The organism is Roseomonas sp. USHLN139 (assembly GCF_037145735.1).
GTDB lineage: Bacteria > Pseudomonadota > Alphaproteobacteria > Acetobacterales > Acetobacteraceae > Pseudoroseomonas.
This window is the reverse complement of record NZ_JBBCWY010000001.1, coordinates 532,825-558,725: the sequence shown is the minus strand read 5'-3', so window position 1 is coordinate 558,725 and position 25,901 is coordinate 532,825. Positions and strand designations below refer to the sequence as shown.

Genomic DNA, 25,901 nt, shown 5'->3' with positions numbered 1-25,901 from the left:
CAGGAGCCTGCGGTCCCTTGGGGCCGGCCCGGTGGCGGTGGTTTTTTCCACAAGCCGCCCGGCGATCGCCGCGCCCGCCGCGCCGGCCGGTCCCTGCCCCGGCGCACCAGCGGGAGGGGGAAGCCCGCCGGCAGCGCCCCTGGCCTGAAGGGGGAGAGCCATCATGCCTGACCAGCCCGACGACGCCGACGGCATGGCATCCGGCCGCCGCGGCCTGCTGCGCGCCGGCCTCGGCCTGATCGGCCTGGGCCTGCCGGCCCTGATCCTGCCCGGCGAGGCCCTGGCCGCCGTCACCGGCGCCCGGCTCGAGCGCAGCGCCGACGGCACCCGGCTGATCCTGGAAGCCGACAGCGCCACCAGCTGGCGCCTCTCCGCGACGCAGCGGCCGATGCGGCTGATCGTCAGCCTGCCCGGCGTGACCTGGCGCGGCCCGGCCCGCCTGCCCGGCCTCGGCCCGGCCCGCGGCGCCCGCTGGGACGCGCCCAACCGCCGCCTGCTGATCGACCTGTCCGGCCCGGTCTCCATCCGCAACGCCGCCACCGTCGATGGCCGGCTGGTGGTCGAGCTCGGCCCCGGCACCGCCCCCGGCTTCGCCCGCCTGGCGCAGGGCCGCATCGCCCAGGGGCGGATGGGCGCCACCGCCACCGCCCGCGCGCCGGCCCGCAGCCTGCCCGTGATCGTCATCGACCCCGGCCATGGCGGCAAGGACCCCGGCACCATCGGCGTCGGCGGAACGCATGAGAAACGCATCACCCTGGCCGCGGCGCTGGAGCTGAAGAAGCAGCTGGAAGCCGCCGGCCGCTGCCGCGTCGTGCTGACCCGCTCGCGCGACGTCTTCATCCCGCTGGATGGCCGGGTCGACATCGCCCGCCGCCGCGAGGCCACGCTGTTCATGTCGCTGCACGCCGACAGCGCCCCCGGCGCCCGCGGCGCCAGCGTCTATACCCTGGCCGACCGCGCCTCCGACGCGCTCTCGGCCCGGCTGGCGCAGAGCCAGAACCGGGCGGATGCCGCCGGCGGCCTGCGCATCCCCGACGTCTCGCCCGAGGTGCAGCGCATCCTCTATTCGCTGGTCCGCCAGGAGACCAAGGTGGGCTCGGCCCGCATGGCGCGCTTCGTGGTGTCCAACCTGGGCCAGAGCATCACCCTGCTGCCCAACACCCACCGCCAGGCCTCCTTCGCGGTGCTGAAGGCGCCCGACGTGCCCAGCGTGCTGGTCGAGATGGGCTTCCTCAGCGACCGCCGCGACGAGGCCGCCCTGAACCGCGCCCCCTACCGCGCCCAGGTGGCGCGCGCCCTGACAGGCGCCGTCCATGGCTGGCTGGAACAGCATCATGCGGGGATCGCGAACAGCGGTTGAAGAGAAGACAGAGGCAGGCCAGGGGAATGGCAGGCCAGGGGAATGAATTCCCCTGGACCCCTTCTTCTTTCTGTTCATCGGCCGTGGCAGGACCGGCGCCGCACCACAGGCAACACCAGGGCATCGCGGCGGACGCCGAATATGAAAACAGCGCGACCTCAAAGGTCGCGCTGTCGCCGGGCCGTTTCACGTACTGTCGCCACGTGGACACGGCAGTCTGAAAGAAAGGGGGAATTCATTCCCCCAGCCTTCAAGACCTTCTCTGCTTACCCGTTCCGCCCATGGCAATGCTTGTACTTCTTCCCCGAGCCGCAGGGGCAGGCGGCGTTGCGCGGGGTGCGGTGCCAGGTGGCGGGGTCCTGCGGATCGACGCCCTCGACCTCGCGCGGCAGGGCGGGGGCGAAGCCGGCCTCGGCCGGGGCGTGGTCCCAGCCGGCCGCCGGGCCGCCGAAGCCGTCGGGCTCCGGGTGGCGCATGTCGGTCACCATCACCGGCTCGGGCGAGGGCGGCGGCGCGTTCGGGCTCAGCTCCACGCGCAGCAGCAGGGAGGTCACGCGCTCCCGCAGATCCTGCAGCATGGTGTTGAACAGGGCGAAGGCTTCCGACTTGTACTCGTTCAGCGGGTCGCGCTGGCCATAGGCGCGGAGCCCGATGCCCTGGCGCAGGTGGTCGAGGGCGAGCAGGTGCTCCTTCCACACCGCGTCGAAGACCTGCAGCAGCAGCGACTTCTCGACCATCCGCATCAGGTCGGGGCCGATATTGGCAGCGCGGGCGGCGGCGGCCTGGTCGACGGCGGCTTCCAGGCGCTCGCGCACCTGCACCTCGTCGATGCCCTCCTCCTTGCCCCAGGCCTCGATCGGCAGGTCCAGGCCGAACTCGGTCAGCACCTTGTTCTGCAGGCCCACCAGGTCCCAGTTCTCGGCATAGGCGTTCTCGGGGATGGCGCGGGCGACCATGTCGGCCACCGTCTCGCGGCGCATCTCCTCGATGGTCTCGGAGACGTCGGCGGCCTGCATGAAGGTCTTGCGCTGGGCATAGACCTCCTTGCGCTGGTCGTTCATGACGTCGTCGTACTTGAGCAGGTTCTTGCGGGTGTCGAAGTTGCGCGCCTCGACCTTCTTCTGGGCCTTCTCCAGCGCGCGGTTGATCCACGGATGGATGATCGCCTCGCCGTCCTTCAGGCCCAGCTTCTGCAGCATCCCGCCCATCCGCTCGGAGCCGAAGATGCGCATCAAATCGTCTTCCAGCGACAGGAAGAAGCGGCTGGCGCCCGGATCGCCCTGACGGCCGGAGCGGCCGCGCAGCTGGTTGTCGATGCGGCGCGATTCATGCCGCTCGGTGCCGATGACGAAGAGGCCGCCGGCCTGCTTGACGATGGCCTCGTCGGCCTTCACCTGGGCGCGGACATCGGCCAGGTGCGCCTCGAAATCGGGGCCTTCATGCGGCTCGGGGAAGCCCTGCTCGGCCAGCATCTCGGCATTGCCGCCGAGCTTGATGTCGGTGCCGCGGCCGGCCATGTTGGTCGCGATCGTGACCGCCCCGGGCCGGCCGGCCTGGGCGATGATGCCGGCCTCCTGCTCGTGGTAGCGGGCGTTCAGCACCTGGTGCGGCACGCCCTGCGCCTTCAGCAGCTCGGAGATCAGCTCCGACTTCTCGATGCTGGTGGTGCCGACCAGGACCGGCTGATGGCGCGCCTGCGCCTCCTTCACCAGGGTGGCGACGGCGGCGTATTTCTCGGCCGCCGAGCGATAGACCTCGTCGTCGCTGTCGATACGCGAGACCGGCACGTTGGTCGGGATCTCGACCACTTCCAGCTTGTAGATCTCGGCGAATTCGTCGGCCTCGGTGGACGCCGTGCCGGTCATGCCGGACAGCTTCGGATAGAGGCGAAAATAGTTCTGGAAGGTGATCGAGGCGAGCGTCTGGTTCTCGGGCTGGACCTCGACGCCTTCCTTGGCCTCCAGCGCCTGGTGCAGGCCTTCCGAGTAGCGGCGGCCTTCCATCATGCGGCCGGTGAACTCGTCGATGATGACGAGCTTGCCCTCGCGGTTGACGATGTAGTCGACGTCGCGCGCGAAGAGGACATGGGCGCGCAGGCTCTGGTTGACGTGATGCACCAGGGTGACGTTGTGGAAGTCGTAGAGCTCGCCCTCGGTCAGCAGCCCGGCGTCGCGCAGCATCTGCTCGACCTTCTCGGAGCCGCCCTCGGTCAGCGCCGCGGTGCGCAGCTTCTCGTCCTTCTCGAAGGTCTCCTTGTCCTTCACCATCTCGCGGACGACGGCGTCGACCGCGCGGTAGAGGTCGGAGGAATCCTCGGCCGGGCCCGAGATGATGAGGGGCGTGCGCGCCTCGTCCACCAGGATGCTGTCGACCTCGTCGACGATGGCGTAGTTGAAGTCGCGCTGGACCATCTCGTCCAGCCGGTACTTCATGTTGTCGCGCAGGTAGTCGAAGCCGAACTCGTTGTTGGTGCCGTAGGTGATGTCGCAGGCATAGGCGTCGCGCCGCTCGATATCGGTCAGCCCGTGCACGATGACGCCGCAGGTGAGGCCGAGGAAGCCGTAGAGCCGGCCCATCTGGGCGCTGTCGCGGCTGGCCAGGTAGTCGTTCACCGTGACGACATGCACGCCCTTGCCGGCCAGGGCGTTCAGGTAGACCGGCAGCGTCGCGACCAGGGTCTTGCCCTCGCCGGTCTTCATCTCGGCGATGCGGCCGGAATGCAGCACCATGCCGCCGATCAGCTGCACGTCGAAATGCCGCATGCCGAGGGTGCGCTTCGAGGCCTCGCGCACCGTGGCGAAGGCTTCCGGCAGGATGGCGTCGAGGCTTTCGCCGGCCTCCAGCCGGGCCCGCAGCTTGGGCGTCTGGGCCTGGAGATCGGCATCCGACAGCGCCGAGATCTGCGGCTCCAGGGCCGCGATGGCGGGCAGCCGGGCGCTGAACTGCTTCAGCACGCGGTCGTTCGAGGTGCCGAAGATGGCGCGGGCGAGGCGGGCGAACATGCTGTGTCGAAACTCTCCGAGGGCCGCTTGCACTTCCCCGCATCCCGGACCGGGCGGTGCGGGGCTGTGCCGGAGAGGCCCCGCCCGCCGGGCCATCCGGCAGGGGGGCAAGGCCTCCGGACCCGCCGGGGGCGGGCAACAGGCTGCTTTGGTCGGAACAGATAGGCGCCACCCGGCACCGGGTCAACGAAAGCCGGGATGACAGCCTGGAAAGGCGGCGCTGGCGCTGCACGAAAGACAACGGACCGGCCGATACGGGACCGGTTACAGGCCGCAACGGTCCGGCGAAGCTGTTACGGGGCGCGCGATTGTGGAACCCCGCCGCTTCGGCCATTTTGGCGCGCTTCCGCCCTTGAAGCGTCCAGCCGCGAAGGCAAATGCCCCGAATGCGTTTTTTCCTCCCCTCCCTCTCCGTCCTGCTGCTGGCCTCGGTCGCTGTGGTGGCGCAAACCCCCGGGACGCCCGCTCCAGGGACGCCAGGCCCGGCGCCGGCCAGCCCCGCCGCCCCGGCCCAGCCGCCGGCCGCCGCCGCCCCGGGCACCGCGCCGGGCCAGGCCGCGGTCCCGGCCGGCAACCCGGTGGTGGCCCGGGTCGACGGGCAGGAGCTGCGGCTGTCCGACGTGCAGGCGGCGCTGGCCGAGCTGCCGGCCGAGCTGCGCGCCGCGCCGATGCCGATGCTCTTCCCGCTGGTGCTGGACCAGCTGATCGCCCAGCGCGCGCTGGTCAGCGCCGCCCGCGCCCAGGGCCTGGACAAGGACGAGGCGGTGCGCGCCGCCATCCGCCGCGCCGAGGACGAGCAGCTGCAGCAGGCCCTGCTGCGCCGCGAGATCGCCCCGGCCCTGACCGAGGCGGCGCTGCGCGCCCGCTACGAGAAGGAAATCGCCGGCAAGCCGGGCGAGGAGGAGGTGCATGCGCGCCACATCCTGACCTCGAGCGAGGCCGATGCCCGCGCGGCGCTCGCCGAGGCGCGCAAGCCCGGCGCCGATTTCGCGGCCCTCGCCCGCCGCCTCTCGACCGGCCCCGGCACCGAGCAGGGCGGCGATCTGGGCTTCTTCAAGAAGGGCGACATGGTCCCTGAATTCGCCGAGGCGGCCTTCGCGCTGAAGCCCGGCGAGATCTCGGCCGAGCCGGTGAAGACCGCCTTCGGCTGGCACATCATCAAGGTGGAGGAGCGCCGCACCGCCCCGGCGCCGACTTTCCAGGAAAGCCTGGAGAGCCTGCGCCAGGCCGCCTTCGAGGAGGCGGTGAACGCCGCCGTCGAGCGCATCCAGGCCGCCGCCAAGGTCGAGCGCTTCAACATGGACGGCACGCCGCGCGCCGCGACGCCCGCCGCCCCCTCGCTGATGGACGGCGCCTCGCCGCCGGCGGCGACGCCCCCCGCCCGGCGCTGAACCGGGACACAGTCTGAAAACGGACGGCCGCGGGTTTTCGCCCGCGGCCGTTCTGCTTTAGAAGGCCAGGACCCCTGTTCCGGGGTTCCGGGCGGCACCCCGCCGCCCTTGCGCGACCGACACAAGGACCGCCCCATGGCCGGCAAGGATCTCCCCGTCTCTCCCCTCGCGGTGCCGATGCCCGCGATGCCGCCGATCGCCGGCGTCAGGCTGGGCGTCGCGGCGGCGGGGATCCGCTACAAGGGCCGCAACGACCTCACCTTCATGGAATTCGCGCCCGGCACCACGGTCGCCGGCGTCTTCACCCGCAACAAGTGCCCGGGCGCCCCGGTGGACTGGTGCCGGACGGCGCTGAAGAGCGGCAAGGCACGCGGCCTGGTGGTCAATGCCGGCAACGCCAACGTCTTCACCGGCAAGCCCGGCCGCGAGGCCGTCCAGGCCACCGCCGATGCCGCCGCGGCGCTGCTCGGCTGCAAGCCGAAGGAAGTCTTCCTGGCCTCGACCGGCGTGATCGGCGAGACCCTGCCGCATGCCAAGCTGACCGCCGCCCTGCCGGCGCTGCACGGCCAGCTCTCGGAAGACGCCTGGGACGGCGCCGCCCGCGGCATCATGACCACCGACACCTTCCCCAAGGGCTGCGTCCGCAAGGCGAAGATCGGCGAGGCCGAGGTCACCATCGCCGGCATCGCCAAGGGCTCGGGGATGGTCGCGCCCGACATGGCGACCATGCTCTGCTTCATCGCCACCGACGCCAAGATCCCGGCCGCCGCCCTGCAGGCGATGCTGAAGAAGGGCACGGATGCCAGCTTCAACCGCACCACGGTGGATTCCGACACCTCGACCAGCGACACGGTGCTGGTCTTCGCCACCGGCCAGGTGAAGCATCCGCGCGTCCCCGCCGAGGGCGGCGCCATGCTGAAGGACTTCGCCCGCGCGCTGAACGAGCTGCTGCTGGACCTGGCGCTGCAGGTCGTCCGCGATGGCGAGGGCGCGCAGAAGCTGATCCGCATCGACGTCACCGGCGCCACCACCGGCCGCTCGGCGCAGAAGATCGCCATGGCGATCGCCAATTCGCCGCTGGTGAAGACCGCCATCGCCGGCGAGGACGCCAATTGGGGCCGCATCGTCATGGCCGTCGGCAAGGCCGGCGAGCCGGCCGACCGCGACCTGCTCTCGGTGGCCGTCGGCGGCACCTGGATGGCGAAGGAAGGCGGCGTGGTGCCCGGCTATGACGAGGCCCCGGTGGTCGCGCACATGAAGGGCCGCGAGATCGAGATCGCCGTCGATATCGGCCTGGGCAAAGGCAAGGCCACCGCCTGGACCTGCGACCTGACGCACGGCTACATCGACATCAACGGCTCCTACCGGAGCTGATCGCCCGCCCGCCCCGCCGCCCTGGCGGCCGGCGCGGGCGGAAGTGCCAGGACCCGTCCGCCCGCCGGGCGCCACGGGCCCTGCGCCGCGGCTACCCGCCCTCTCCCCCGCGCCCCCGGACCCGCCAATGCTGAACCGCCTGCGCCAGCTGCTGGAATTTGGCATCCGCCCGCGCTCGGCCCTGTTCCGCTGGGGCTTCACGGTCGTGACCTTCCTGGTGGCGCTGCTGGTCCGGCTGAAGATCGGGCCGCTGCTGCCGCCGGGCTTTCCCTTCCTCACCTTCTTCCCGGCGGTGATCATCACCACCTTCATCGCCGGCCTGTGGCCGGGCGTGGCCGCCGCCATCACCTCCGGCATCGCCGCCTGGTACTTCTTCATCACCCCGCTCTACAGCTTCGGCGTCGACGACAGCACGCTGGTGGCGCTGGGCTTCTACGCCGTCATCGTCAGCGTCGACGTGCTGCTGATCCACCTGATGCAGGAGGCGCTGCTGCGCCTGCGCGCCGAGGGTGCCCGCCAGTCCCGCGAGCGGGAGCTGAGCCAGCAGCTGGCGGAAAGCCGCGAGGTGATGTTCCAGGAGCTGCAGCACCGCGTCTCCAACAACCTGCAGGTGATCGGCGCGCTGATGTCGCTGCAGCGCGGCGCCGTGCGCGACGAGCAGGCCCGCCGCATCATCGACCAGGCCGCCACCCGGCTGGAGCTGATCGGCCGCATCCACCGCCGGCTGCAGGACCCCTCGGGGCAGCGCGTGCAGCTCGGCACCTTCCTCGGCCAGCTGTGCGACGACGTGCTGCACGCCGCCGGCGCCACCGGCGTCAAGGTGACGCTGCAGGCCGACAGCCTGCTGCTGCCGCCGGAGCAGACGGTGCCGATGGCGCTGATCCTGATGGAGCTAGTGTCCAACGCGCTGGAGCATGGCTTCGCGCATCGCGGAGAGGGTAAGATTGCCATCAGCCTGCGCCAGCTGGCGCCGGACAGGATCCAGCTCACCGTGCTGGATGACGGCGCCGGCCTGCCGCCAGGCTTCGACCTGGAGACCACGCAGAGCCTGGGCCTGCGGATCGTCAAGACGCTGGCCGCGCAGCTCGAAGCCAGCTTCGAGATCCGCCAGACGCCGGAGGGCACCGCCTGCGACCTGCTCCTGCCGGTGCAGTGAGGCGGCGGCCCCCGTCAGGCCACGCTGCCCTCAGGCCACACCGCCTCAGGCCACGCCGTGGCGGCCCATTTCCAGGAACTTGTCGCGGCGGCGGGCGCGCAACGTGCCGCCATCGAGCGCCAGCAGCGGCTCCAGGCATTCCGCCACCTTGTCACCGACGGCGGCGATCGCCGCGGCCGCGTCGCGATGCGCGCCGCCCAGCGGCTCGGCCACCACCGCGTCGATCAACGCCAGGCGCGAGAGGTCCTGCGCCGTCAGCTTCAGCGCATCGGCCGCGGTGCTGGCCTGCGCCGCGTCGCGCCACAGGATCGAGGCGCAGCCCTCGGGGCTGATCACCGAATAGATCGAATGCTCCAGCATCAGCACGCGGTCGGCGGCGGCCAGGGCGATGGCGCCGCCCGAGCCGCCCTCGCCGATGATGGTCGCGACCACCGGGACGGGAGCGTCCAGGCAGGCCTCGATCGAGCGGGCGATGGCCTCGGCCTGGCCGCGCGCCTCGGCCTCGATGCCGGGGAAGGCGCCGGCGGTGTCGACGAAGGACAGGATCGGCAGGCCGAAGCGGCCGGCCAGCTCGATCAGCCGTCGCGCCTTGCGGTAGCCCTCGGGGCGGGCCATGCCGAAATTGTGCTTCACCCGGCTGTCGGTGTCGGTGCCCTTCTCGGTGCCCAGCACCATCACGGCGCGGCCGCGGAAGCGCCCCATGCCGCCGATCACCGCGGCGTCGTCGGCGAAGGCGCGGTCGCCAGCCAGCGGCACGAAGCCCTCGATCAGCGCCTCGACATAGGTCAGGCATTTCGGCCGGTCGGGATGGCGGGCCACCAGCGTCTTCTGCCAGGGCGTCAGCTTGGCATAGGTTGCCTGCAGCAGCTTCTCCGCCTTGTCCGACAGGCGGCCGACTTCCTCGGCCACGTCGATCCCGCCGGCATCGGTGGTGCGGCGCAGCTCCTCGATCTTGCCCTCAAGCTCGGCAAGCGGCTTCTCGAAGTCCAGGAAGTGACGCATCGCGATCCCGTCTGTGCATGCACCGCAACAAGAGGCGGCGGAACCGGGCTGCCCTAGCGCAGACCGCCCGGCAAGACCAGAGCCTTATGATTCGGCCACTTCCGCCAGGGGATGGTGGGTCTCCACCAGGGCCTTCAGCCGTTCCTCCAGCACCCGGGTGTAGATCTGGGTGGTGGCGATGTCGGCATGGCCCAGCAGCATCTGCAGGGCGCGCAGGTCGGCGCCGCCCTCCAGCAGGTGGCTGGCGAAGGAATGGCGCAGCACATGCGGGCTGACCCGCGCCGGGTCGAGCCCGGCCGCCAGTGCCGCCTGCTTGACCACCAGCAGCAGGCTCTGCCGCGTCAGGTGCCCCGAGGCGCCATGCGAGGGGAACAGCCATTTGGAGGGCTTCTTCGCCTCCTGCAGGGCCAGCGCCGCCCGCCGCGCCCGGCCGGAGATCGGCACCAGCCGCTCCTTGTTGCCCTTGCCGCGCACCAGGATCAGCGGCTGGTCCACCGCCAGCGCCTGGCGCGGCAGGCCGACCAGCTCCGAGGCGCGCAGCCCCGAGCAGTAGAGCAGCTCGAGCAGCGCCACCGCCAGCGGCCCGCGCTTGCCCGGCAGGGTGCCGGCGGCCTCCAGCAGCGCCGTGACCTCGGCCGCGCGCAGCGCCTTGGGCAGCGAGCGCGGCTGGCGCGGCCGGTCGAGCAGCTCGGTCGGGTCGTCGGCGCGCACCCCCTCGCCGGCCAGGAAGCGGTAGAACTGCCGCAGCGCCGAGAGCCGGCGCGCCGCGGTGCGCGGCGACAGCCCGCTATCGGTCAGCCCGGCCAGATAGGCGCGCAGCAGCTCCGGCTGCGCGCCCAGCAGGTCACCGCCTTTGCGGCGGGCGAACGACAGAAAATCCTCGAGGTCGGCCTGGTAGGCGGCGAGCGTGTTGCGCGCGGCGCCACGCTCGGCCGCCAGCATTTCCAGGAAGGCCTCGAGGTGGCGGTCCATGGCGCCGCCGTGGCTCAGCGGGTGCCGAAGCGCTCGTTCGGCAGGGTGCGCTCCACCGCCTGCTGGTTCACCGGCGGCGGGAAGGCGCCCAGCACCAGCAGGCCGGCGAGCGCCGCCAGGACCAGAACGGAGACGAGGAGGAGCAAAGGACGGCGAAACATGGTGCCCGGGGGTATCCTGCGCGCGTGGAATCTTGTGCTACCTTCCGCCCTTGTGTCACGCAACCTCGGCCTTGCCATCATTCCGCCCGCCGCAACGACGGCCCCCGAACCGCCCGCCGCGCCCCTGATGGAGCCGGCGCCCGCGGTGCTTCCGATCGCCGCCAACCGATTTAGCCGCCCCCTGCCGCGCGCCGTGGTGCTGATCGGCATGCCCGGCTCCGGCAAGTCCTCGATCGGCAAGCGGCTGGCGACCCGGCTCGGCATGCCCTTCCGCGACGCCGACACCGAGATCGAGGCCGCCGCCGGCCAGCCGATCACCGAGATCTTCGCCCGCTATGGCGAGCCGCATTTCCGCGAGGGCGAGCGCCGCGTCATCGGCCGCCTCCTCGCCGGCCCGCCATTGATCCTGGCCACCGGCGGCGGCGCCTATGCCGATGCCGAGACGCGCCGCGCCATCCGCGACTCCGGCGCGCTGGCGGTCTGGCTGCGCTGCACCGTGCCGGTGCTGCTGCCGCGCGTCTCCGGCCGCGCCACGCGGCCGATGTTCCTGAACAAGGACCCGGAAGAGGTGCTGACCCGGCTGATGGCCGCGCGCCACCCGCTCTATGCCGAGGCCGACCTGGTGATCGACTGCCTCGACGAGAATCCCGAAACCACCACCGACCGCGTCGAGGCTGCCTTGCACGACCACACCCCCCCTGCCCGCCTGCCCGTGCCGCTGTCGGGCCGCGCCTATGAGGTGGTGGTCGGCGACGGCCTGCTGGCCCGCGCCGGCGGGCTGATCGCGCCCGCCCTGCCGGCCCGCCGCGTCGCCATCGTCAGCGATGCCAGCGTCGCTGCCCTGCACCTGCCGACGCTGGAAGCCGGGCTGCGCGAGGCCGGCTTCGAGATCCGCGCCAGCCTGACCGTCCCCCCCGGCGAGGCCTCCAAGAGTTTTGCCCAGTTCGGCACGCTGATGGAGGATCTCCTCGCCGCCGGGATCGACCGGCAGACGGCGGTGGTGGCGCTCGGCGGCGGCGTCGTCGGTGACCTGGCCGGCTATGCGGCCGCGAGCGCGCTGCGCGGCCTGCCCTTCGTGCAGATCCCGACCACGCTGCTGGCCCAGGTCGACAGCTCGGTCGGCGGCAAGACCGGCATCAACCTGCGCGCCGGCAAGAACCTGGCCGGCGCCTTCCACCAGCCGCGCATCGTCCTCGCCGATACCGGCGTGCTGACCACCCTGCCGTCGCGCGAGCTGCGCGCCGGCTATGCCGAGGTCGCCAAGCACGGGCTGCTGCAGGGCGCGCTGTGGGACTGGTGCGAGGCCCATGGCGCCAAGGCGGTGGCCGGCGACGCCGCGGCGCTGCGCCACGCCGTCCTCGAAAGCTGCCGCCTGAAGGCCGCCGTGGTCGCCGCCGACGAGCGCGAGGAAAGCCCCGAGGGCGGCCGCGCCCTGCTCAACCTCGGCCATACCTTCGGCCATGCCATCGAGGCCGAATGCGGCTATGACGGCAGCCTGCTGCACGGCGAGGGCGTCGCCATCGGCCTCGGCCTGGCCGCCCGCCTCTCGGTGATCCTGGGCCTCTGCGAGGCCAGCCTGCCCGAGCGCGTGGAAGCCCATCTCTCGGCGGTCGGCCTGCCCGCCCGCCTGTCCCACCTGCCGCGCCGCTTCACCCTCGCCGCGCTGATGGCCCGCATGCGCAAGGACAAGAAGGTGCGCGACGGCGCGCTGCGCTTCGTCCTGCTGCGCGGGCCGGGCCAGGCCTTCACCAAGGGGGACGTGGATCCGGCCCTGGTGGAGGCGCTGCTGCGGTCGGAAGGGGCGCAGGGGTAAGCGAAGACAAGGAAGAAGGCTGGGGGAATGAATTCCCCCAGACCCCCTTCTTTTTTCTGTCAGACTGCCGTGTCCACGTGATCACGGCAGGTGAAACGGCCCAGCGGCAGCACGACCTGCCAGGTTGTGCTGCTTTCATGGAATGGCGTCCCGCCGTGATGCCCTGGCGACAGGACAGATGAGGCGCGGGCCCTGAACGGCCAACAGAACAGAAAAAAGATGGGGTCCAGGGGAATTCATTCCCCTGGCCTACCCCTGCCTTCAGGCACCTTCCTCGAGGGTGAAAAACGCCAGCAGTCCTTCCTGGAAGAACATTTCGTTGTCGTCGGTGACCATCGCGATCCAGGTCTGGCCGTTGTGGCGGAAGCTGGTGACGCCTTCCCAGTTCTCGTGCGGCAGTTCCTCGGTCAGCAGCTCGCCCTGCAGCAGGGTGTCTTCCTGCGCCGCCGCGATCATCGCCGCCGGGATGCGCACCAGGCGGCCGCGGAAGAACTGGCGGTAGTTGAAGGCGCGTTCGGTGACCAGCACGCTGCCATCCGGCAGGCCGCAGGCATCGGTTGCCACATAGCCGTCGCGCGGGCGGTAGCCGACGGGCAGCCAATGGCCCGGGCCGCCGATCCAGGCGCGCGGCCAGCCCTGCGGGCCGGTCCAGAGGCCCTCACTGATCGCCAGCACGCGGCCATCGGCCAGCACCGCCAGGCTTTCCAGCCCGGCATTCAGCGGCGCGTTGCGCAGGTCGGCGGGCATCGGCCAGAGCGTGCCGGGGGCATCGATGCGCTCATGGCGGGTGACGTGGTGCCAGCGCTCGAAGCCGATCAGCCAGGAGCCGTCGGGCAGGCGGGCCAGGGATTCGGCATCGCTGGTCAGCCGGCCGGGCGGGCTGTCGATGAAGCCATCGTCGAGCGCGCCGTGGCGAACCCGGTCCAGCCCCTGCGGCATGCCGTCCGCCGCCAGCAGCAGCCGGGCCTGCAGCCAGTAGCCGAGGTCGCTGATGGCGGTGAGCTGCAGGTCGTCGCCGATATGCAGCCCGGACCAGCCGCCCGAGCCCAGCGCGCCGTTGTTCAGCTGCAGCATGCCGCGGGCCACCAGCGGGCTGCCCTCCGGCTGCGGCAGGGCGGGCACGGGACGGGCGGCCGGGGCGCGGCCGCGGATCACCGCCCGCGCCCCCCAGGCGCCGAGCCCGCCCAGGCCCAAGGCGCCCAGGAGCAGGCTGCGGCGGTTGAAGTGGATCACGCCAGGATGGGTGCCCGCTCGGTGGCCGCGCGCTGGAAGGCGGCGGCGGCATCCTCGTCGAACAGCTCGGCGAGCTTCTTCATCATGGTGCCGCCCAGCTCCTCGGCATCGACGATGGTCACGGCGCGGCGGTAGTAGCGGGTGACGTCGTGGCCGATGCCGATGGCGATCAGCTCGGCGAAGGGGCGGCCCTCGATCTCGCCGATCACCTTGCGCAGGTGCCGCTCCAGGTAGTTGCCCGGGTTGACCGACAGCGTGCTGTCATCGACCGGGGCGCCGTCGCTGATCACCATCAGGATGCGGCGCTTCTCCGGCCGGGCCAGCAGGCGCTTGTAGGCCCATTCCAGCGCCTCGCCGTCGATGTTCTCCTTCAGCAGGCCCTCGCGCAGCATCAGGCCGAGATTCTTGCGGGCGCGGCGCCAGGGCGCGTCGGCCGGCTTGTAGACCACGTGGCGCAGGTCGTTCAGGCGGCCCGGATTGCGCGGCTTGCCCTCCTGCACCCAGCGCTCGCGGCTCTGCCCGCCCTTCCAGGCGCGGGTGGTGAAGCCCAGGATCTCCACCTTGACCGAGCAGCGTTCCAGCGTGCGGGCCAGGATGTCGCAGCACATGGCCGCGACCGAGATCGGCCGGCCACGCATCGAGCCCGAATTGTCGATCAGAAGGCTGACCACGGTGTCGCGGAAATCCGCCTCGCGCTCGCGCTTGTAGGACAGCGACAGCATCGGGTTGACGACGATGCGGGCCAGCCGCGCGGCGTCGAGCTGGCCTTCCTCGAGGTCGAATTCCCAGGCGCGCTGCTGCTGCGCCAGCAGCCGGCGCTGCAGCCGGTTGGCCAGCTTGGAGACGACGCCCTGCAGGTGGGAGAGCTGCTGGTCGAGCTGCTGGCGCAGCCGCGACAGTTCCTCGGCGTCGCAGAGATCCTCGGCCAGGACCTCCTCGTCGAACTTGCGGGTGAAGGCGCGGTAGACGCTGGCATCGTCGGCGGCCGGGGTCTCGCGGCGCTGCTGCGGGCCGCCGGGGCGGTCCTCGCCTTCGGCGGCGACGCCTTCCTCCTCCTCCGACTCGCCCTCCTCCTCGGCGCCCTCGCCCTGCATGGTCTCGGGCTGGGCGCCCAGCGTCGGGTCGGATTCCTCGCTCTGGCTCTCGCCCTCGGCCGAGTTCTGCTCCTGGCTGGCGCTCTCGGCGCCCTCCTCGCCTTCCTCGTCCTCCTCGGCCTCGGCCTCCACCTCGGCCTCGGCCAGGTCGAGCGCGGTCAGCAGCTTGCGGGCGGCGCGGGCGAAGCCTTCCTGGTCGTCGGAGGCGGCGGCCATCTCGTTCAGCGCGCCTTCCGCCTTGTCGCCCAGCGTGTCGCGCCAGAGCTCGAGGATGCGCTGCGCCGCGGCGGGCACCGGCTCGCCGGAGAGGCGCTCGCGCGCCAGCAGGGACAGCGCCGCCGGCAGCGGCAGCTGGTCCTTGCGGGTCATCCGGTCGTAGCCCTCGGCCTCGCAGGTCTCGGCCAGGCGGGCGGAGAGATTGGCGGCGACGCCGGGCATGGCGCGGCTGCCGACCACCTCGACGCGGGCCTGCTCGAGGGCGTCGAACACCTCCTTGGCCTCGCGGCGCGAGGGGGTGCGGGCGGCATGGGCCGCCTCGTCATGGTGGCGCAGCCGCAGCGCGATGGCGTCGGCGGCGCCGCGCAGGCGCGCCATCTCGGCCGGCGGCAGGGCGCGGGTCGGCAGCGGCAGGCGGGCGCGCTTGCCGGCGAGGCCGGAGGGGCCGGGCTGGAAGGCCACCTGCACCTCGGCGCTGTTCGCCATGGCGCGGAGGGTGCCGGCGGTCGCCCGCTTGAATTCTTCCTGACGGGTCAGGTCTTTGCTGCCGCTCATGCGCGCACGGGCTCCCGATAGAAGGCGGGGTCCGGGGTGATCCTGTCACCCCGGCGGGGTGGTCCAGGAGGGGCGGCGCCCCTCCTGGCCTCGGCGTCAGTTCTTGCGAACGAGCAGCCCCGTCGGCACTTCCTCGTTGAAGCAGCGCTGGTAGTACTCGGCCACCGTCGACCGCTCCGCCTCGTCGCACTTGTTGAGGAAGGAGAGGCGGAAGGCGAAGCCGACATCGCCGAAGATCTTGGCGTTCTCGGCCCAGGTGATGACGGTGCGCGGCGACATGACGGTGGAGATGTCGCCGGCGATGAAGCCGGCCCGCGTCAGGTCGGCCAGCGCCACCATGGCCTCGATGCGCTTGCGGCCAGCGGTGTCGCCCTCGGCGATGTTCATCTTCGCCGCGACGATGGCGCTTTCCTGCGCATGCGGCAGGTAGTTCAGGGTGGCGACGATGTTCCAGCGGTCCATCTGGCCCTGATTGATCTGCTGGGTGCCGTGGTAGAGGCCGGTGGTGTCGCCCAGGCCCACGGTGTTCGCCGTGGCGAAGAGGCGGAAGGCCGGGTGCGGCCGGATCACGCGGTTCTGGTCGAGCAGGGTCAGCTTGCCCTCGACCTCCAGCACGCGCTGGATGACGAACATGACGTCCGGGCGGCCCGCGTCATACTCGTCGAAGACCATGGCGCAGGGGTGCTGCAGGGCCCAGGGCAGGATGCCCTCGCGGAACTCGGTGACCTGCTTGCCGTCCTTCAGGACGATGGCGTCCTTGCCGATCAGGTCGATGCGGCTGATGTGGCTGTCCAGGTTGACGCGGATGCAGGGCCAGTTGAGGCGCGAGGCGACCTGCTCGATATGCGTCGACTTGCCGGTGCCGTGATAGCCCTGGACCATGACACGGCGGTTGAAGGCGAAGCCGGCCAGGATCGCCAGCGTGGTGTCGCGGTCGAACTTGTAGGTCGGATCGGCCTCGGGCACGTGCTCGGTGCGGATCGAATAGGCCGGCACCTCCAGGTCGCTGTCGATGCCGAACACCTCGCGCACCTTCACGGTGATGTCCGGAAGGTCGATGGAGGAGGTGGGGCGGACGTCGGAAAGGGTGGCGACCTTGGTCATTCGGGCTCTCTTGCTCTCGGCTCTCGTGGCGCGCCCCGCGGCGGCAAACCGCAGGCTCGGGGCTGACGCGATCGGGTCTGTTCTCTCGCTCGTTCGGGCCGGCGCTGCGTCAGGCGGCGCGGCTGGTGCCGCCGGGGGCGGCCTCGCGGCCCTCCTCGGCGGTCTGGCTGGCCAGCCGCTTGCGCAGCAGGCTGTAGGCGCGGTTGATGTCCTTCAGCCGGTCCTCGGCGGATTTGTCGCCGCCATTGGTGTCCGGATGGTAGCGCTTGGCCAGCTCCTTGTAACGGGCGCGCAGCGCGTCATTCTCCAGCGGCCAGCCGAGCCCCAGCATGTCGAGCGCGGCACGCAGCTCCGGCGGCGCCTCCTTGGCGGATTTGCGCGGCGTCGGCGGCGCCTGGCCGAACAGGCCGAGGGGGTCGCGGAACATCTCGGGGTTCAGCTTGCGCTGGGCGCCGAGCCGGCCGAGCGGCCAGGTCGGCCGCTGCCAGCTGGTGTCCTCGCGCAGATTGGCCTCGATCTCGTCCGCGCTCATGCCCTTGTAGTAGTCCCAGGCCTGGTTGTAGGCGCGGACATGCTCCAGGCAGAAATGGTGGTAATCACGCAGCCGTGAACGATCACGCGGTGCGCGGAACTCGCCCGGCGCTTCGCAGCCGGGCGCATCGCACGGCCTGAAGGGGGTGGAGCTGTCGGTTCGGGGACGTTCGCCGCGGCGGGCCATTTGCAGGTTTATGGTCGCGGATCGCGGAGGCCGCAAGGCGGCAGATTGCAAACCTTTCGCTTGGCAGGCGTTGCCCGCCGTGGAAAACCCCGAAGCCATGTCGACACGCGCCGAACGCATCCACACCCTGCTGCTCAGCGCCTTCGCCGCCGCCGAGGCGGTCCTGCAGGACGACAGCCACCAGCATGCCGGCCATGCCGGCGCCCGGCCGGGCGGCGAGACGCATTACAGCCTGCGCCTGGTGACGCCCGATTTCCGCGGCATGAACCGCGTGGCACGCTCGCGCGCCGTGCATGCCGCCCTGGCCCCCGAATTCGCCGGCGGGCTGCACGCCCTGTCGCTGCGGCTGCTGACGCCCGAGGAGGCGGCGGATGGCCGTTGAGGCCGGAAAAGCCGCGCCCAGGCCCGCGGCACCGGCGCAGGAGCCGGTCCCCGGCATCATCCTCTACGAGGACGAGCACATCCTCGTGGTGCACCGGCCGGCCGAGAGCGCGCTGACCCTGGTCACCTTCGCCGACCTGACCTTCCGCCCGCGCGGCGATGCCGTCTGGGGGCAGGAGCCGGCGGAGAAGCTCGGCCTCAACACCATCGGCCTGGTGGCGAAGCGCGAGAACTGGTTCCCGGTGGCCTCGGTCGAGGCGGCGGCGCCGGCGGTGCGGGCCGCCTTCCAGGGCCCGGCCATCGCCTATGGCTACAGCATGGGCGGCTATGCGGCGCTGAAGCATGCGGCGCGGCTAGGCTGCGGGCAGAGCCTGGCGGTCTGCCCGCAGGCCACCATCGACCCGGCCGACTGCCCCTGGGACACCCGCTTCCACCGCTTTTTCGACCCGGCGCTGCATGCCGGCATGGCCGTCGCCCCCGGCGAGGCAGGCGATTTCGCCGTCATGCTGGCCGACCCCTACATGGCCGAGGACAATGGCCAGTCCGGCCTGCTGGTGCGCGATGCCGGGGTGCACTGGCTGCGCACCCCCTTCATGAGCCATGCGGCGATCTGGCTGCTGGTCGACAGCCGCTTCCTCGGCCAGGTGCTGCAGCTGATCCTGGCGCGCGACCTGCCGCAGCTCGCCGCCGTGATGCGCGCCCGCCGCCATGTCAGCCCGCATTGGTCCCGCCACGTCGCCAATGCCGCCTTCCGCCACGGCCATGTCCGGCTGGCCAACCGGCTATGGAAGCGGGCCCGGCGGCTGGGCCTGTCGCGCGGCATCCTGAGCGGCGACCTGCAGCGCCAGCTGGCCCTGCGGGTCGGCGAGCTGCGCGCCCGCAAGCTGCCGCGCCGCGCCCGCAACATCGTGCTGCTGCAGACCAAGGCCTGGCCGCAGGATGCCGGGCTGATGGCGCGGGCCGGCCATCTGATGGTCGCCCTCGCCGACCTGCCCGAGGCGGAGAAGATCTTCCGCGCCGCCCTGGCGCTGCGGCCCGATCTGGGCAACGCCTATATCGGGCTGAGCCTCTGCCTCGGCGGGCAGAAGCGGCTGGGCGAGGCGGTCTCGCTCTGCCAGCAGGGCGTGCAGGTCATCCCCGCCGACCTGAAGCTGCGCATGCACCTGGCGCAGCTGCTGCTGAACACCGGCCGTGCCGACGAGGCCGAGACCCAGTTCCGCGCCGTGCTGCAGCATGAGGCGACGCATCCCAAGGCGCTGCTCGGCCTCAGCCAGGTGCTGGCCGCCCGCGGCGACCGCGCCGAGGCGGTGGCCATGGCCCGCCGCCTGCTGGAAGACCCCGAGGTCGATGCCGAGACCTGCCTGTGGCTGGGCCAGCTGCTGCTCTATGTCGGCGAGCCGGCCGAGGCCGAGCCGATCTTCCGCCGCGTCCTTGGCCTGACCCCCGACAGCGGCCCCGCCTTCATCGGCCTGGCCCGCGCGCTGGAGCGCAGCGGCCAGCTGGTGGCGGCGCAGAAGGTGGCGATGCAGGCCGCCACCCTGCTGCCGGACGACGCCAAGGTGCAGGCGATCCACAAGCGGCTGGGCCCGCCCTCGGCCGAGCTGCTGGCCGAGGAGCAGGCCCCCCTCTCCCCCTTCCGCCGCTGGCTCCGCGACTTCTTTTCCGCCGATTGATTCTTTTTCGGGCTGCCGCCTTCGCTTGGCCAGGCTGGTTCCGGCACTCGGCCGGGGCCAGGGCGGGGCGGCGGGGCGCCGGAGGGCCCTACGGCTTCGCCGGCACTGGCAGAAAACCGGGCCAGTTGGTGGCGGTGATGCGGCTGTCCTCGGCATAGGCCAGGCAGGTGCCGACCAGCGCCGGCCGCTTGTCGCCCGGCCGCCAGTCGCCGCGCTTCGCCCGCCGCGACTCGTAGGTGGTCTGGAAGGCCACCGTCGCCAGCTGCGCCAGCATCTCGCGCAGATGCGTGCAGCCCAGCGTGCCGCCGACCCGCTCGGCCACCGCGCGGTTGAAGCCGCCACCGATCCGCAGCCCCGCCAGCCGGGCGAAATTGGGCGCGGCATCGGGGCACATGCGGTAGGGGCTCTGCTCGGTCACCGCCTCGCAGGCATGGATCAGCATCTCGTCGTCGATGGTCAGGCGGATGCGCATGCCGTGCAGCGGCTCGTCCGGGGCAACGCCGCGGTCGATCGTGGTGAAGCCCTGGTCCTTGGTGTCGACCAGATGCCCCTCGATGTCGAACAGCCCGTCGTCGCGGGCATAGCCGCGCATCTCGATGACGCGCCGGTGCAGCGGCCGGCGCGCGGCGGGCGGGGAGAGGGGCATGGCAGGCTCCCGGCGTGGTGCGACGCAATATAAGGGAATCCGGTATGCCACGCGGCCGCGCGCCCGGCCAAGCCACCCGCCCGCATGGCTGCCGCGCCCTGCCCCGGCGCCGGCCCTGGGAAACTCCGGCTTCGCCATCCTATTCTGCACGGGCATGCAGGACGCCGTGATCCGGGCCGAGGGCCTGACCAAGCGCTATGACGCAACGCTCGCCGTCGAGGGCCTGAGCTTCGCCCAGCCACGCGGCAGCACCTGGGGGCTGCTGGGCGGCAACGGGGCGGGCAAGAGCACGACGATCGCCATGCTGCTCGGCCTGCTGGTGCCGAGCGAGGGGCGCATCACCGTGCTCGGCCACGACATGGCGCGCGACCGGTTCGCGGCGCTCGCCCGGATGAATTTCTCGTCGCCCTATGTGGCGCTGCCGGCCAAGCTGAGCGTGGCGGAGAACCTGCGGGTCTATGCCCATCTCTACAACGTCCGCGACGCCGAGGCCCGCATCGCCGAGCTGGCGGCGGAGCTGCAGCTGACAGACATCCTGGACCGCCCGGCCGGGCAGCTCTCCGCCGGCCAGAAGACCCGGGTGGCGCTGGCGAAGTCGCTGATCAACCGGCCGGAGCTGCTGCTGCTGGACGAGCCCACCGCCAGCCTCGACCCCGATACCGGCGACGGGGTGCGCAGCTGGCTGGAACGCTACCGCGCCGCCTCCGGCTGCTCGATCCTGCTGGCCAGCCACAACATGGCCGAGGTCGAGCGGCTCTGCGACCATGTGCTGATGCTCAAGCGCGGCCGGCTGGTGGCCGAGGGCAGCCCGGCCGCGCTGGTCGCCCGCTTCGGCCGCGACAGCCTGGAGGATGTTTTTCTGGACATTGCCCGTGATCGGAGGGCCTCGGCATGAGCGGCGCCGCGCGGCGGGTCTGGGGCCTGGTCTATCGGCATCTGGCGCTCTACCGCCGCTCCTGGCCGCGGCTGCTGGAGCTGGCCTATTGGCCGGTGCTGCAGATGCTGGTCTGGGGCTTCGTCACCGCCTACCTGGCCGGCGTGCAGCAGAACACCGCCAGCGTCGCCGCCGGCATCCTGCTGGGCGGCGTGCTGCTCTGGGAGGTGGCGCTGCGCAGCCAGATGGGTTTCGCCCTCTCCTTCCTGGAGGAGGTCTGGAGCCGCAACCTGGGCCATCTCTTCGTCAGCCCGCTGCGCCCGCGCGAGCTGGTGGCCGGGCTGATCGCGATGAGCACGCTGCGCATGCTCTTCGGCGTTCTGCCGGCGGTGCTGCTGGCCTGGCTGCTCTACGGCTTCGGGCTCTTCGCGCTGGGCCCGGTGGTGGTGCTATTCTTCGCCGCGCTGATGATGATGGGCTGGGCCGTGGCGCTGGGCGTCACCGCCATGATCCTGCGCCACGGGGCGGGGGCCGAGCCGCTGGCCTGGTCGGTGCTGTTCGGCCTGACGCCCTTCGCCTGCGTCTTCTACCCGATGGCCACCCTGCCGGTGCCGCTGCAATGGCTGGCCAGCGCCCTGCCCGCCGCGCATGTCTTCGAGGGCATGCGCGCCGTGCTGCTGGAAGGCCGGATCGATACCGGCCATCTGCTGGCCGCCTTCGCCCTCGACGCGGTCTGGCTGGCGCTGCTCGGCCGTGTCTTCATCGGGCAGTTCGAGGCCGCCCGGCGCAGCGGCGCGCTGAGCAACCTGGGCGAATAGCCCCCCCGCCGCGCGCCCCTTTCCGTCAGCCGAACCAGAAGCGCTCGCCGCCGGGCGGGCGCGGCTCGCCCGGCACCGTCCCGGCGGAGGGCTCGTCCTCGCTCAGGATGGCGCTGGTGTCGAAGCCGATGCCGCCGGTGCCGTGCAGGCTGAGCCGCAGCGCCATGGTGGCGGCCAGCGACAGCAGGGCATTGGGCTCCGGCGCTTCCGGCCAGCCGGGCAGGCGCATGCTGAAGGCCAGGCTGGCGGCATGGTCGGCCCAGGCCGGCAGGGCCAGCCCCTCGCCCTCCAGCGCGGCGACGCCCAGATGCTCCAGCCCGTGCTGCGCGAAGCTGGCGTCGCCCGCCCCCTGTGGGGCCGGCTCCGCGGCGGGGGTTTCGGCAGGCGTCGGGCGCGGCATTTCCGGCGGCTTGGGCATCTTGCGCTCCTGCAGCCCCGTCCTGGGGCGGGTGGCGGCGGCAGGCGGTTCGATCTACCCCGCGCCGGGCCGTCCGGGGCATTCTGCCGGCCAGGGGTGAAGATCCGGTGAAGACGCGAGGGGGGCACCATTCACGCCCGGCGGTAAACCCGCTACAGCCGGCGGCGTGACCCAGACCCGCTTCTTCCTGATCCGCCACGCCGTCGTCGAGCCCTCGGCGCGCCTCGTCATGTATGGCGACATGGATGTCGCCGTCTGCGCCCTCGCCATGGCGCAGGAGGCGGCGACCTATCGCTGGCTGGCCGGGCGGCTGCCCGCCGGCGCGCGCTGGTTCCACACCCATCTGTCGCGCACCCGCGCCACGGCGGCGGCCATCTTCGCCGCCGGCCATCCGGAGGCGCCGCTCACCGTCGAGCCGCGCTTCGCCGAGCAGCATCTCGGCCAGTGGCAGGGCCTCAGCCACGAGGCGATAACGGCGATGCTGCGCGACCCGCCGCATCCCTTCTGGCCGCATGGCGCCTTCGAGCGCCCGCCCGGCGGCGAGAGCCTCGAGGATGTGGTGGCCCGCATCGGCCCGGCGCTGGAGGAGATGACGCAAGCCCATGCCGGCGGCGACGTGGTGATCGTGGCGCATGGCGGCTCGATCCGCGCCGCCATCGCCCATGCGCTGAGGCTCGACCCGCACCAGGCCTTCCAGTTCTCGGTGAAGAATCTCTCCCTCACCCGGCTGGAGAACCAGGACGGGCATTGGCGGGTGATGTCGGTCAATGAGGAGCCGGGCCTGCCGGCCTGACCCTGGCTGGCGGCGGCGCGCTTTCGGTAGCGCGCCCCTCCACACCAGTATTTCATCGCTGACCCGGCGCCGCGACGCCCCCGCTCCGCACAAGTTGGGCTTGCCTTGGGCGGGCCGGGAGTTCATGTCTCCCCAACAGCTTGGCGGAGGACGTTCATGCGCCGGTCGATCTTTTCCTCGATCCCTGCCCCTGCCCGCGCCCTGGCCCTGGCCGGCGCCACCCTGCTCGCCCTCGCCCGCCCGGCGGCGGCGCAGGTCGAGGAGCAGGCGCTGGTCGACCGCTCGACCCTGGCCGTGCAGGAGATGCTCGGCGCCGGCGACGGCAATGCCGCCCATTTCAACGACGCCATCACCCTGCTGCGCCGGGCCCGCGCCGTGATGGTCTGCCCGCGCATCTTCCGCGCCGGCTTCATCCTGGGCGGCCAGGGCGGCTCCTGCCTGCTGCTGGCCCGCGACGGCGCCGGCTCCTGGTCGTCGCCCGCCTTCTACAGCCTGGGCAGCGGCAGCATCGGCTTCCAGATCGGCGTGCAGGACGCCATGGTCATGATGATGGTGCTGACCGACAAGGGCCTCTCCGCCCTGATGGACAGCCAGTTCAAGGTCGGCGCCGATGCCTCGATCGCGGTGGCGACGATCGGCGGCGGCATCGCCGGCTCGACCACGGCGGCGGTCGGCGCCGACATCGTCACCTTCGCCAAGACCCGCGGCCTCTATGCCGGCATCGCGCTCGACGGCTCGCTGATCAGCGCCCGCAGCGACGCCAACCGCGCCTATTACGGCCAGGACTACAGCGCCCGGCAGCTGGTAGTGGACATGGCGGCGCACAACCCGGGCGCCGATCCGCTGCGCGGCGCGCTGCTGCGCTTCGGCGGCCAGGTGGCGCCCCAGGTGGCGCCGGCGCAGCAGCAGCCCTCGTCCAGCTTCCAGACGCCCGGCTACCAGGCGCCGCCGGCCTACCAGCCGAGCGGCGGGGTGACCGCCACGCCGCTGCGCTGAGCCCGTTGCTCACGAAGCCTTAGGCTTCGCCGTGCTTGCCTGCCGCTCTTTCCAGGGCGGGGCAGGCGATGCGCATCCGGACATTGTTCCTGGCCGGTTTCGGCGTGGTCAGCCTGCCCGGCATCGTCGCCAGCGCCTGGCTGGCGGCGCGGGCCTATGGCGCCTGGGATGACGCGGTCCGCGCCCACCAGGACGCCACGCTGATCAGCACGACCCAGCGGCTGCAGACCGCGCTGGCGGTCGAGATCGGCCAGCTCAGCACCAGCATCCTCGCCGCCCAGCCCGACCTGGCGCCGCTGCGCCAGGCCACCCCCGTCACCGACCGGCTGCTGGCCGCCCTGCTGGCCGGCCTGCCCGCCGCCACCCCCGGCGACCCGCCGGAGCTGGCGCTGGCCCGCCAGGTCGGCCCGCGGATCGCCGGGCTGCGCGGCCGCGCCGAGACCGGCTGGTCCCTGCCGCCGGCCGCCCGCGACGCCGCCCTGCCCGCCGACCTGGCCGAGGCGCGGGTCGCCCTGGTGGGCGGGCTGGCGCAGCTCGGCGCCCGGGTGGCCAACCGGCTGGCCGATCTGCAGCCCGAGCTGCTGCCGCCGATCGAGCTCGCCACCGCGGTGATGGAGCAGCGCGACCAGGTCGGCCGCAGCGTCTCCGCCATCCTGGGCTGGCGCGCCGGCCGGCCGATCGACCGCGCCGGCTACGAGACGGTGCTGGGCCAGCTCGGCCGCGCCGAGGCCGCCGCCGCCCAGGCGACGCGGCTCGCCGCCATGATGGCCGACAATGCCGCGCTGCAGGCGGCGCTGCGCCGCCATGTCGCGCTGATGCAGGAGACGGTGCTGCCGCGGCTGCGCGCCCTGCTGGACCGCGTGCTGCCCGCCTGGGCCGGCGGCCTGCCCGACTGGCCGGAGGAGCTCGCCGCCATGCGCCGCTGGACCACGCCGATGCAGGCCGAGCTGCTGGCGCTGCGCGACGTGGCGCTGGACGACGCGCTGCGCACCGCGGACGAGCATGCCGGCGCGGCCCGGACCGGCTTCCTGATCGCCTGCGCCATGCTGCTGGCGATCCTCGGCATCGCGGCGGGCAGCCTGGCGCTGCTGCTGCGCCGGCTGGTCGGGCCGATCAACGGGCTGACCCGGCTGCTCGGCCGATTGGCGGAGGGGGAGCTGGCGCTGGAGATCCCCGGCCGGCAGCGCGGCGACGAGCTCGGCGCCATGGCCCGCGCCGTCGAGACGCTGCGCCAGGGCTCCGAGCAGCGGCTGGAGATGCAGGCGGCGCAGCAGGAGGGCCAGCGCGCCGAGCTGGCGCGGGCGCAGCGGGTCTCTGCCCTGCTGGCCCGCTTCGAGGAGGACACCGCCGGCGTGCTGCGCGTCGTCGCCGCCGCCGCCACCGAGCTCGACGCCACCGCCGCCGGCATGGCCGGCATCGCCGCCGACGGGCGCGCCCATGCCGATGCGGTGGCCGGCGCCGCCGGCCAGGCCAGCGGCAATGTGCAGACCGTCGCGGCGGCGACCGAGCAGCTGACCGCCTCGATCGCCGAGGTGGCGCGGCAGGTGCGCGACGGCGCCAGCCAGGCCCGCGCCGCCGCCGAGGCCGCCGGCCGCGCCGAGCAGACCGTGCGCGGCCTGGCCGAGGCGGGCGGCCGCATCGGCGAGGTGGTCGGGCTGATCAACAGCATCGCCGGCCAGACCAATCTGCTCGCCCTCAATGCCACCATCGAGGCGGCGCGCGCCGGGGAGGCCGGCAAGGGCTTCGCCGTGGTGGCCTCCGAGGTGAAGAACCTCGCCACCCAGACGGCGCGCGCCACCGAGGAAATCGGCCAGCAGATCGGCGCCATGCAGGCCGAGACCCAGCGCACCGTGCAGGCGATCGGCGACATCGCCCGCATCATCGAGGCGCTGAACGCCGCGACGGCGCATGTGGCCGAGGCCGCCGGCCAGCAGGCGGAGGCCACCCAGGAGATCGGCCGGGCGGTGGCCGAGGCGGCGCGCGGCACCCAGGCCGCCTCCCGCCATGCCGAGGGCGTCAGCGAGGATGCCGGCCGCACCGGCAGCGCCGCCGGCGAGGTGCGCGCCGCCGCCGGCGAGCTGGCCCGCCGCGCCGAGGATCTGCGCGGCCGGATGGATGCTTTCCTGGGCGATATCCGGGCGGCGTGAGGCC

22 protein-coding genes are annotated in these 25,901 nt (G+C 72.4%); 12 read left to right on the top strand and 10 right to left on the bottom strand.

The genetic code is table 11. From position 1 onward, the window contains the following. Positions 1-163 precede the first annotated feature (163 nt). Positions 164-1,360 (top strand): N-acetylmuramoyl-L-alanine amidase, encoded by a 1,197-nt coding sequence (locus WFI16_RS02565; protein ID WP_419896225.1) that lies wholly within the window; start codon positions 164-166, stop codon positions 1,358-1,360. A 266-nt stretch (positions 1,361-1,626) separates the two neighbouring features. Here WFI16_RS02565 and secA read toward each other — a convergent pair whose 3' ends face one another. Next, positions 1,627-4,362: a preprotein translocase subunit SecA gene (gene secA / locus WFI16_RS02560; protein WP_419896224.1), complete on the bottom strand. Its 2,736-nt coding sequence runs from the start codon at positions 4,360-4,362 to the stop codon at positions 1,627-1,629. A gap of 386 nt (positions 4,363-4,748) precedes the next feature. On the opposite strand from secA, the gene WFI16_RS02555 reads away from it, so the two are divergent. From WFI16_RS02555 to WFI16_RS02545, 3 genes are all read left to right on the top strand, one after another. Beyond that, positions 4,749-5,753, top strand: a complete 1,005-nt coding sequence (locus WFI16_RS02555) for a peptidylprolyl isomerase (RefSeq protein WP_419896223.1) — start codon at positions 4,749-4,751, stop codon at positions 5,751-5,753. Positions 5,754-5,888: 135 nt separating this feature from the next. Further along, the gene (gene argJ, locus WFI16_RS02550; protein ID WP_419896222.1) at positions 5,889-7,127 is read left to right on the top strand and encodes a bifunctional glutamate N-acetyltransferase/amino-acid acetyltransferase ArgJ; all 1,239 of its coding nucleotides are present in this window, start codon (positions 5,889-5,891) and stop codon (positions 7,125-7,127) included. Between the two features lie 127 nt (positions 7,128-7,254). Then, positions 7,255-8,283: a sensor histidine kinase gene (locus tag WFI16_RS02545; RefSeq protein ID WP_419896221.1), complete on the top strand. Its 1,029-nt coding sequence runs from the start codon at positions 7,255-7,257 to the stop codon at positions 8,281-8,283. Between the two features lie 45 nt (positions 8,284-8,328). Here the strand turns inward: WFI16_RS02545 and WFI16_RS02540 are convergent, their stop codons facing one another. The 3 genes from WFI16_RS02540 to WFI16_RS02530 form a co-directional block, all read right to left on the bottom strand. After that, complete coding sequence (locus WFI16_RS02540) at positions 8,329-9,285, bottom strand: acetyl-CoA carboxylase carboxyltransferase subunit alpha (RefSeq protein WP_419896220.1); 957 nt, start codon at positions 9,283-9,285, stop codon at positions 8,329-8,331. A gap of 84 nt (positions 9,286-9,369) precedes the next feature. Further along, positions 9,370-10,257, bottom strand: a complete 888-nt coding sequence (locus WFI16_RS02535) for a site-specific tyrosine recombinase XerD (RefSeq protein WP_419896219.1) — start codon at positions 10,255-10,257, stop codon at positions 9,370-9,372. Positions 10,258-10,271: 14 nt separating this feature from the next. After that, positions 10,272-10,418: a hypothetical protein gene (locus WFI16_RS02530; protein WP_419896218.1), complete on the bottom strand. Its 147-nt coding sequence runs from the start codon at positions 10,416-10,418 to the stop codon at positions 10,272-10,274. Positions 10,419-10,545: 127 nt separating this feature from the next. Here WFI16_RS02530 and aroB point away from each other — a divergent pair, with 127 nt between their 5' ends. Continuing rightward, positions 10,546-12,231 carry a 3-dehydroquinate synthase gene (gene aroB, locus WFI16_RS02525; RefSeq protein WP_442970628.1) on the top strand — a complete coding sequence of 562 codons (1,686 nt, stop codon included), beginning with the start codon at positions 10,546-10,548 and terminating at the stop codon, positions 12,229-12,231. Positions 12,232-12,492: 261 nt separating this feature from the next. Here the strand turns inward: aroB and WFI16_RS02520 are convergent, their stop codons facing one another. The 4 genes from WFI16_RS02520 to WFI16_RS02505 all read right to left on the bottom strand — a co-directional run bounded on the left by WFI16_RS02520 (position 12,493) and on the right by WFI16_RS02505 (position 17,151). After that, positions 12,493-13,464 (bottom strand): esterase-like activity of phytase family protein, encoded by a 972-nt coding sequence (locus WFI16_RS02520; protein WP_419896216.1) that lies wholly within the window; start codon positions 13,462-13,464, stop codon positions 12,493-12,495. Beyond that, complete coding sequence (gene cobT, locus WFI16_RS02515; RefSeq protein ID WP_419896215.1) at positions 13,461-15,329, bottom strand: cobaltochelatase subunit CobT; 1,869 nt, start codon at positions 15,327-15,329, stop codon at positions 13,461-13,463. The genes WFI16_RS02520 and cobT overlap by 4 nt, the downstream gene beginning before the upstream one ends. A gap of 96 nt (positions 15,330-15,425) precedes the next feature. Further along, the gene (cobS, locus tag WFI16_RS02510) at positions 15,426-16,433 is read right to left on the bottom strand and encodes a cobaltochelatase subunit CobS (RefSeq protein WP_419896214.1); all 1,008 of its coding nucleotides are present in this window, start codon (positions 16,431-16,433) and stop codon (positions 15,426-15,428) included. A 109-nt stretch (positions 16,434-16,542) separates the two neighbouring features. Continuing rightward, positions 16,543-17,151, bottom strand: a complete 609-nt coding sequence (locus WFI16_RS02505; RefSeq protein ID WP_419896213.1) for a J domain-containing protein — start codon at positions 17,149-17,151, stop codon at positions 16,543-16,545. A 97-nt stretch (positions 17,152-17,248) separates the two neighbouring features. Between WFI16_RS02505 and WFI16_RS02500 the strand changes: the two genes are divergently transcribed. Together WFI16_RS02500 and WFI16_RS02495 are read left to right on the top strand one after the other, a co-directional pair. Then, a complete protein-coding gene (locus WFI16_RS02500; RefSeq protein WP_419896212.1) occupies positions 17,249-17,533 on the top strand; it encodes a BolA family protein in 285 nt (94 codons plus the stop codon). After that, positions 17,523-19,205: a tetratricopeptide repeat protein gene (locus WFI16_RS02495; RefSeq protein ID WP_419896211.1), complete on the top strand. Its 1,683-nt coding sequence runs from the start codon at positions 17,523-17,525 to the stop codon at positions 19,203-19,205. The genes WFI16_RS02500 and WFI16_RS02495 overlap by 11 nt, the downstream gene beginning before the upstream one ends. 88 nt (positions 19,206-19,293) lie before the next feature. On the opposite strand, the gene WFI16_RS02490 is transcribed toward WFI16_RS02495, so the two are convergent. Next, a complete protein-coding gene (locus WFI16_RS02490; protein WP_419896210.1) occupies positions 19,294-19,851 on the bottom strand; it encodes a DUF2889 domain-containing protein in 558 nt (185 codons plus the stop codon). 154 nt (positions 19,852-20,005) lie between these two features. Here WFI16_RS02490 and WFI16_RS02485 point away from each other — a divergent pair, with 154 nt between their 5' ends. Further along, on the top strand, positions 20,006-20,746 hold the full coding sequence (locus WFI16_RS02485; protein ID WP_419896209.1) for an ABC transporter ATP-binding protein: 741 nt from the start codon (positions 20,006-20,008) through the stop codon (positions 20,744-20,746). Continuing rightward, entirely contained in the window at positions 20,743-21,543 is an 801-nt protein-coding gene (locus WFI16_RS02480) for an ABC transporter permease (RefSeq protein ID WP_419896208.1), read from the top strand. The genes WFI16_RS02485 and WFI16_RS02480 overlap by 4 nt, the downstream gene beginning before the upstream one ends. Before the next feature lie 25 nt (positions 21,544-21,568). Here WFI16_RS02480 and WFI16_RS02475 read toward each other — a convergent pair whose 3' ends face one another. Beyond that, entirely contained in the window at positions 21,569-21,961 is a 393-nt protein-coding gene (locus WFI16_RS02475; RefSeq protein WP_419896207.1) for a hypothetical protein, read from the bottom strand. A 166-nt stretch (positions 21,962-22,127) separates the two neighbouring features. On the opposite strand from WFI16_RS02475, the gene WFI16_RS02470 reads away from it, so the two are divergent. The 3 genes from WFI16_RS02470 (at position 22,128) to WFI16_RS02460 (ending at position 25,897) form a co-directional block, all read left to right on the top strand. Then, positions 22,128-22,754, top strand: a complete 627-nt coding sequence (locus WFI16_RS02470) for a histidine phosphatase family protein (RefSeq protein WP_419896206.1) — start codon at positions 22,128-22,130, stop codon at positions 22,752-22,754. 156 nt (positions 22,755-22,910) lie between these two features. Beyond that, positions 22,911-23,750: a lipid-binding SYLF domain-containing protein gene (locus WFI16_RS02465; protein ID WP_419896205.1), complete on the top strand. Its 840-nt coding sequence runs from the start codon at positions 22,911-22,913 to the stop codon at positions 23,748-23,750. Between the two features lie 68 nt (positions 23,751-23,818). Next, on the top strand, positions 23,819-25,897 hold the full coding sequence (locus WFI16_RS02460; protein ID WP_419896204.1) for a methyl-accepting chemotaxis protein: 2,079 nt from the start codon (positions 23,819-23,821) through the stop codon (positions 25,895-25,897). Positions 25,898-25,901 lie beyond the last annotated feature (4 nt).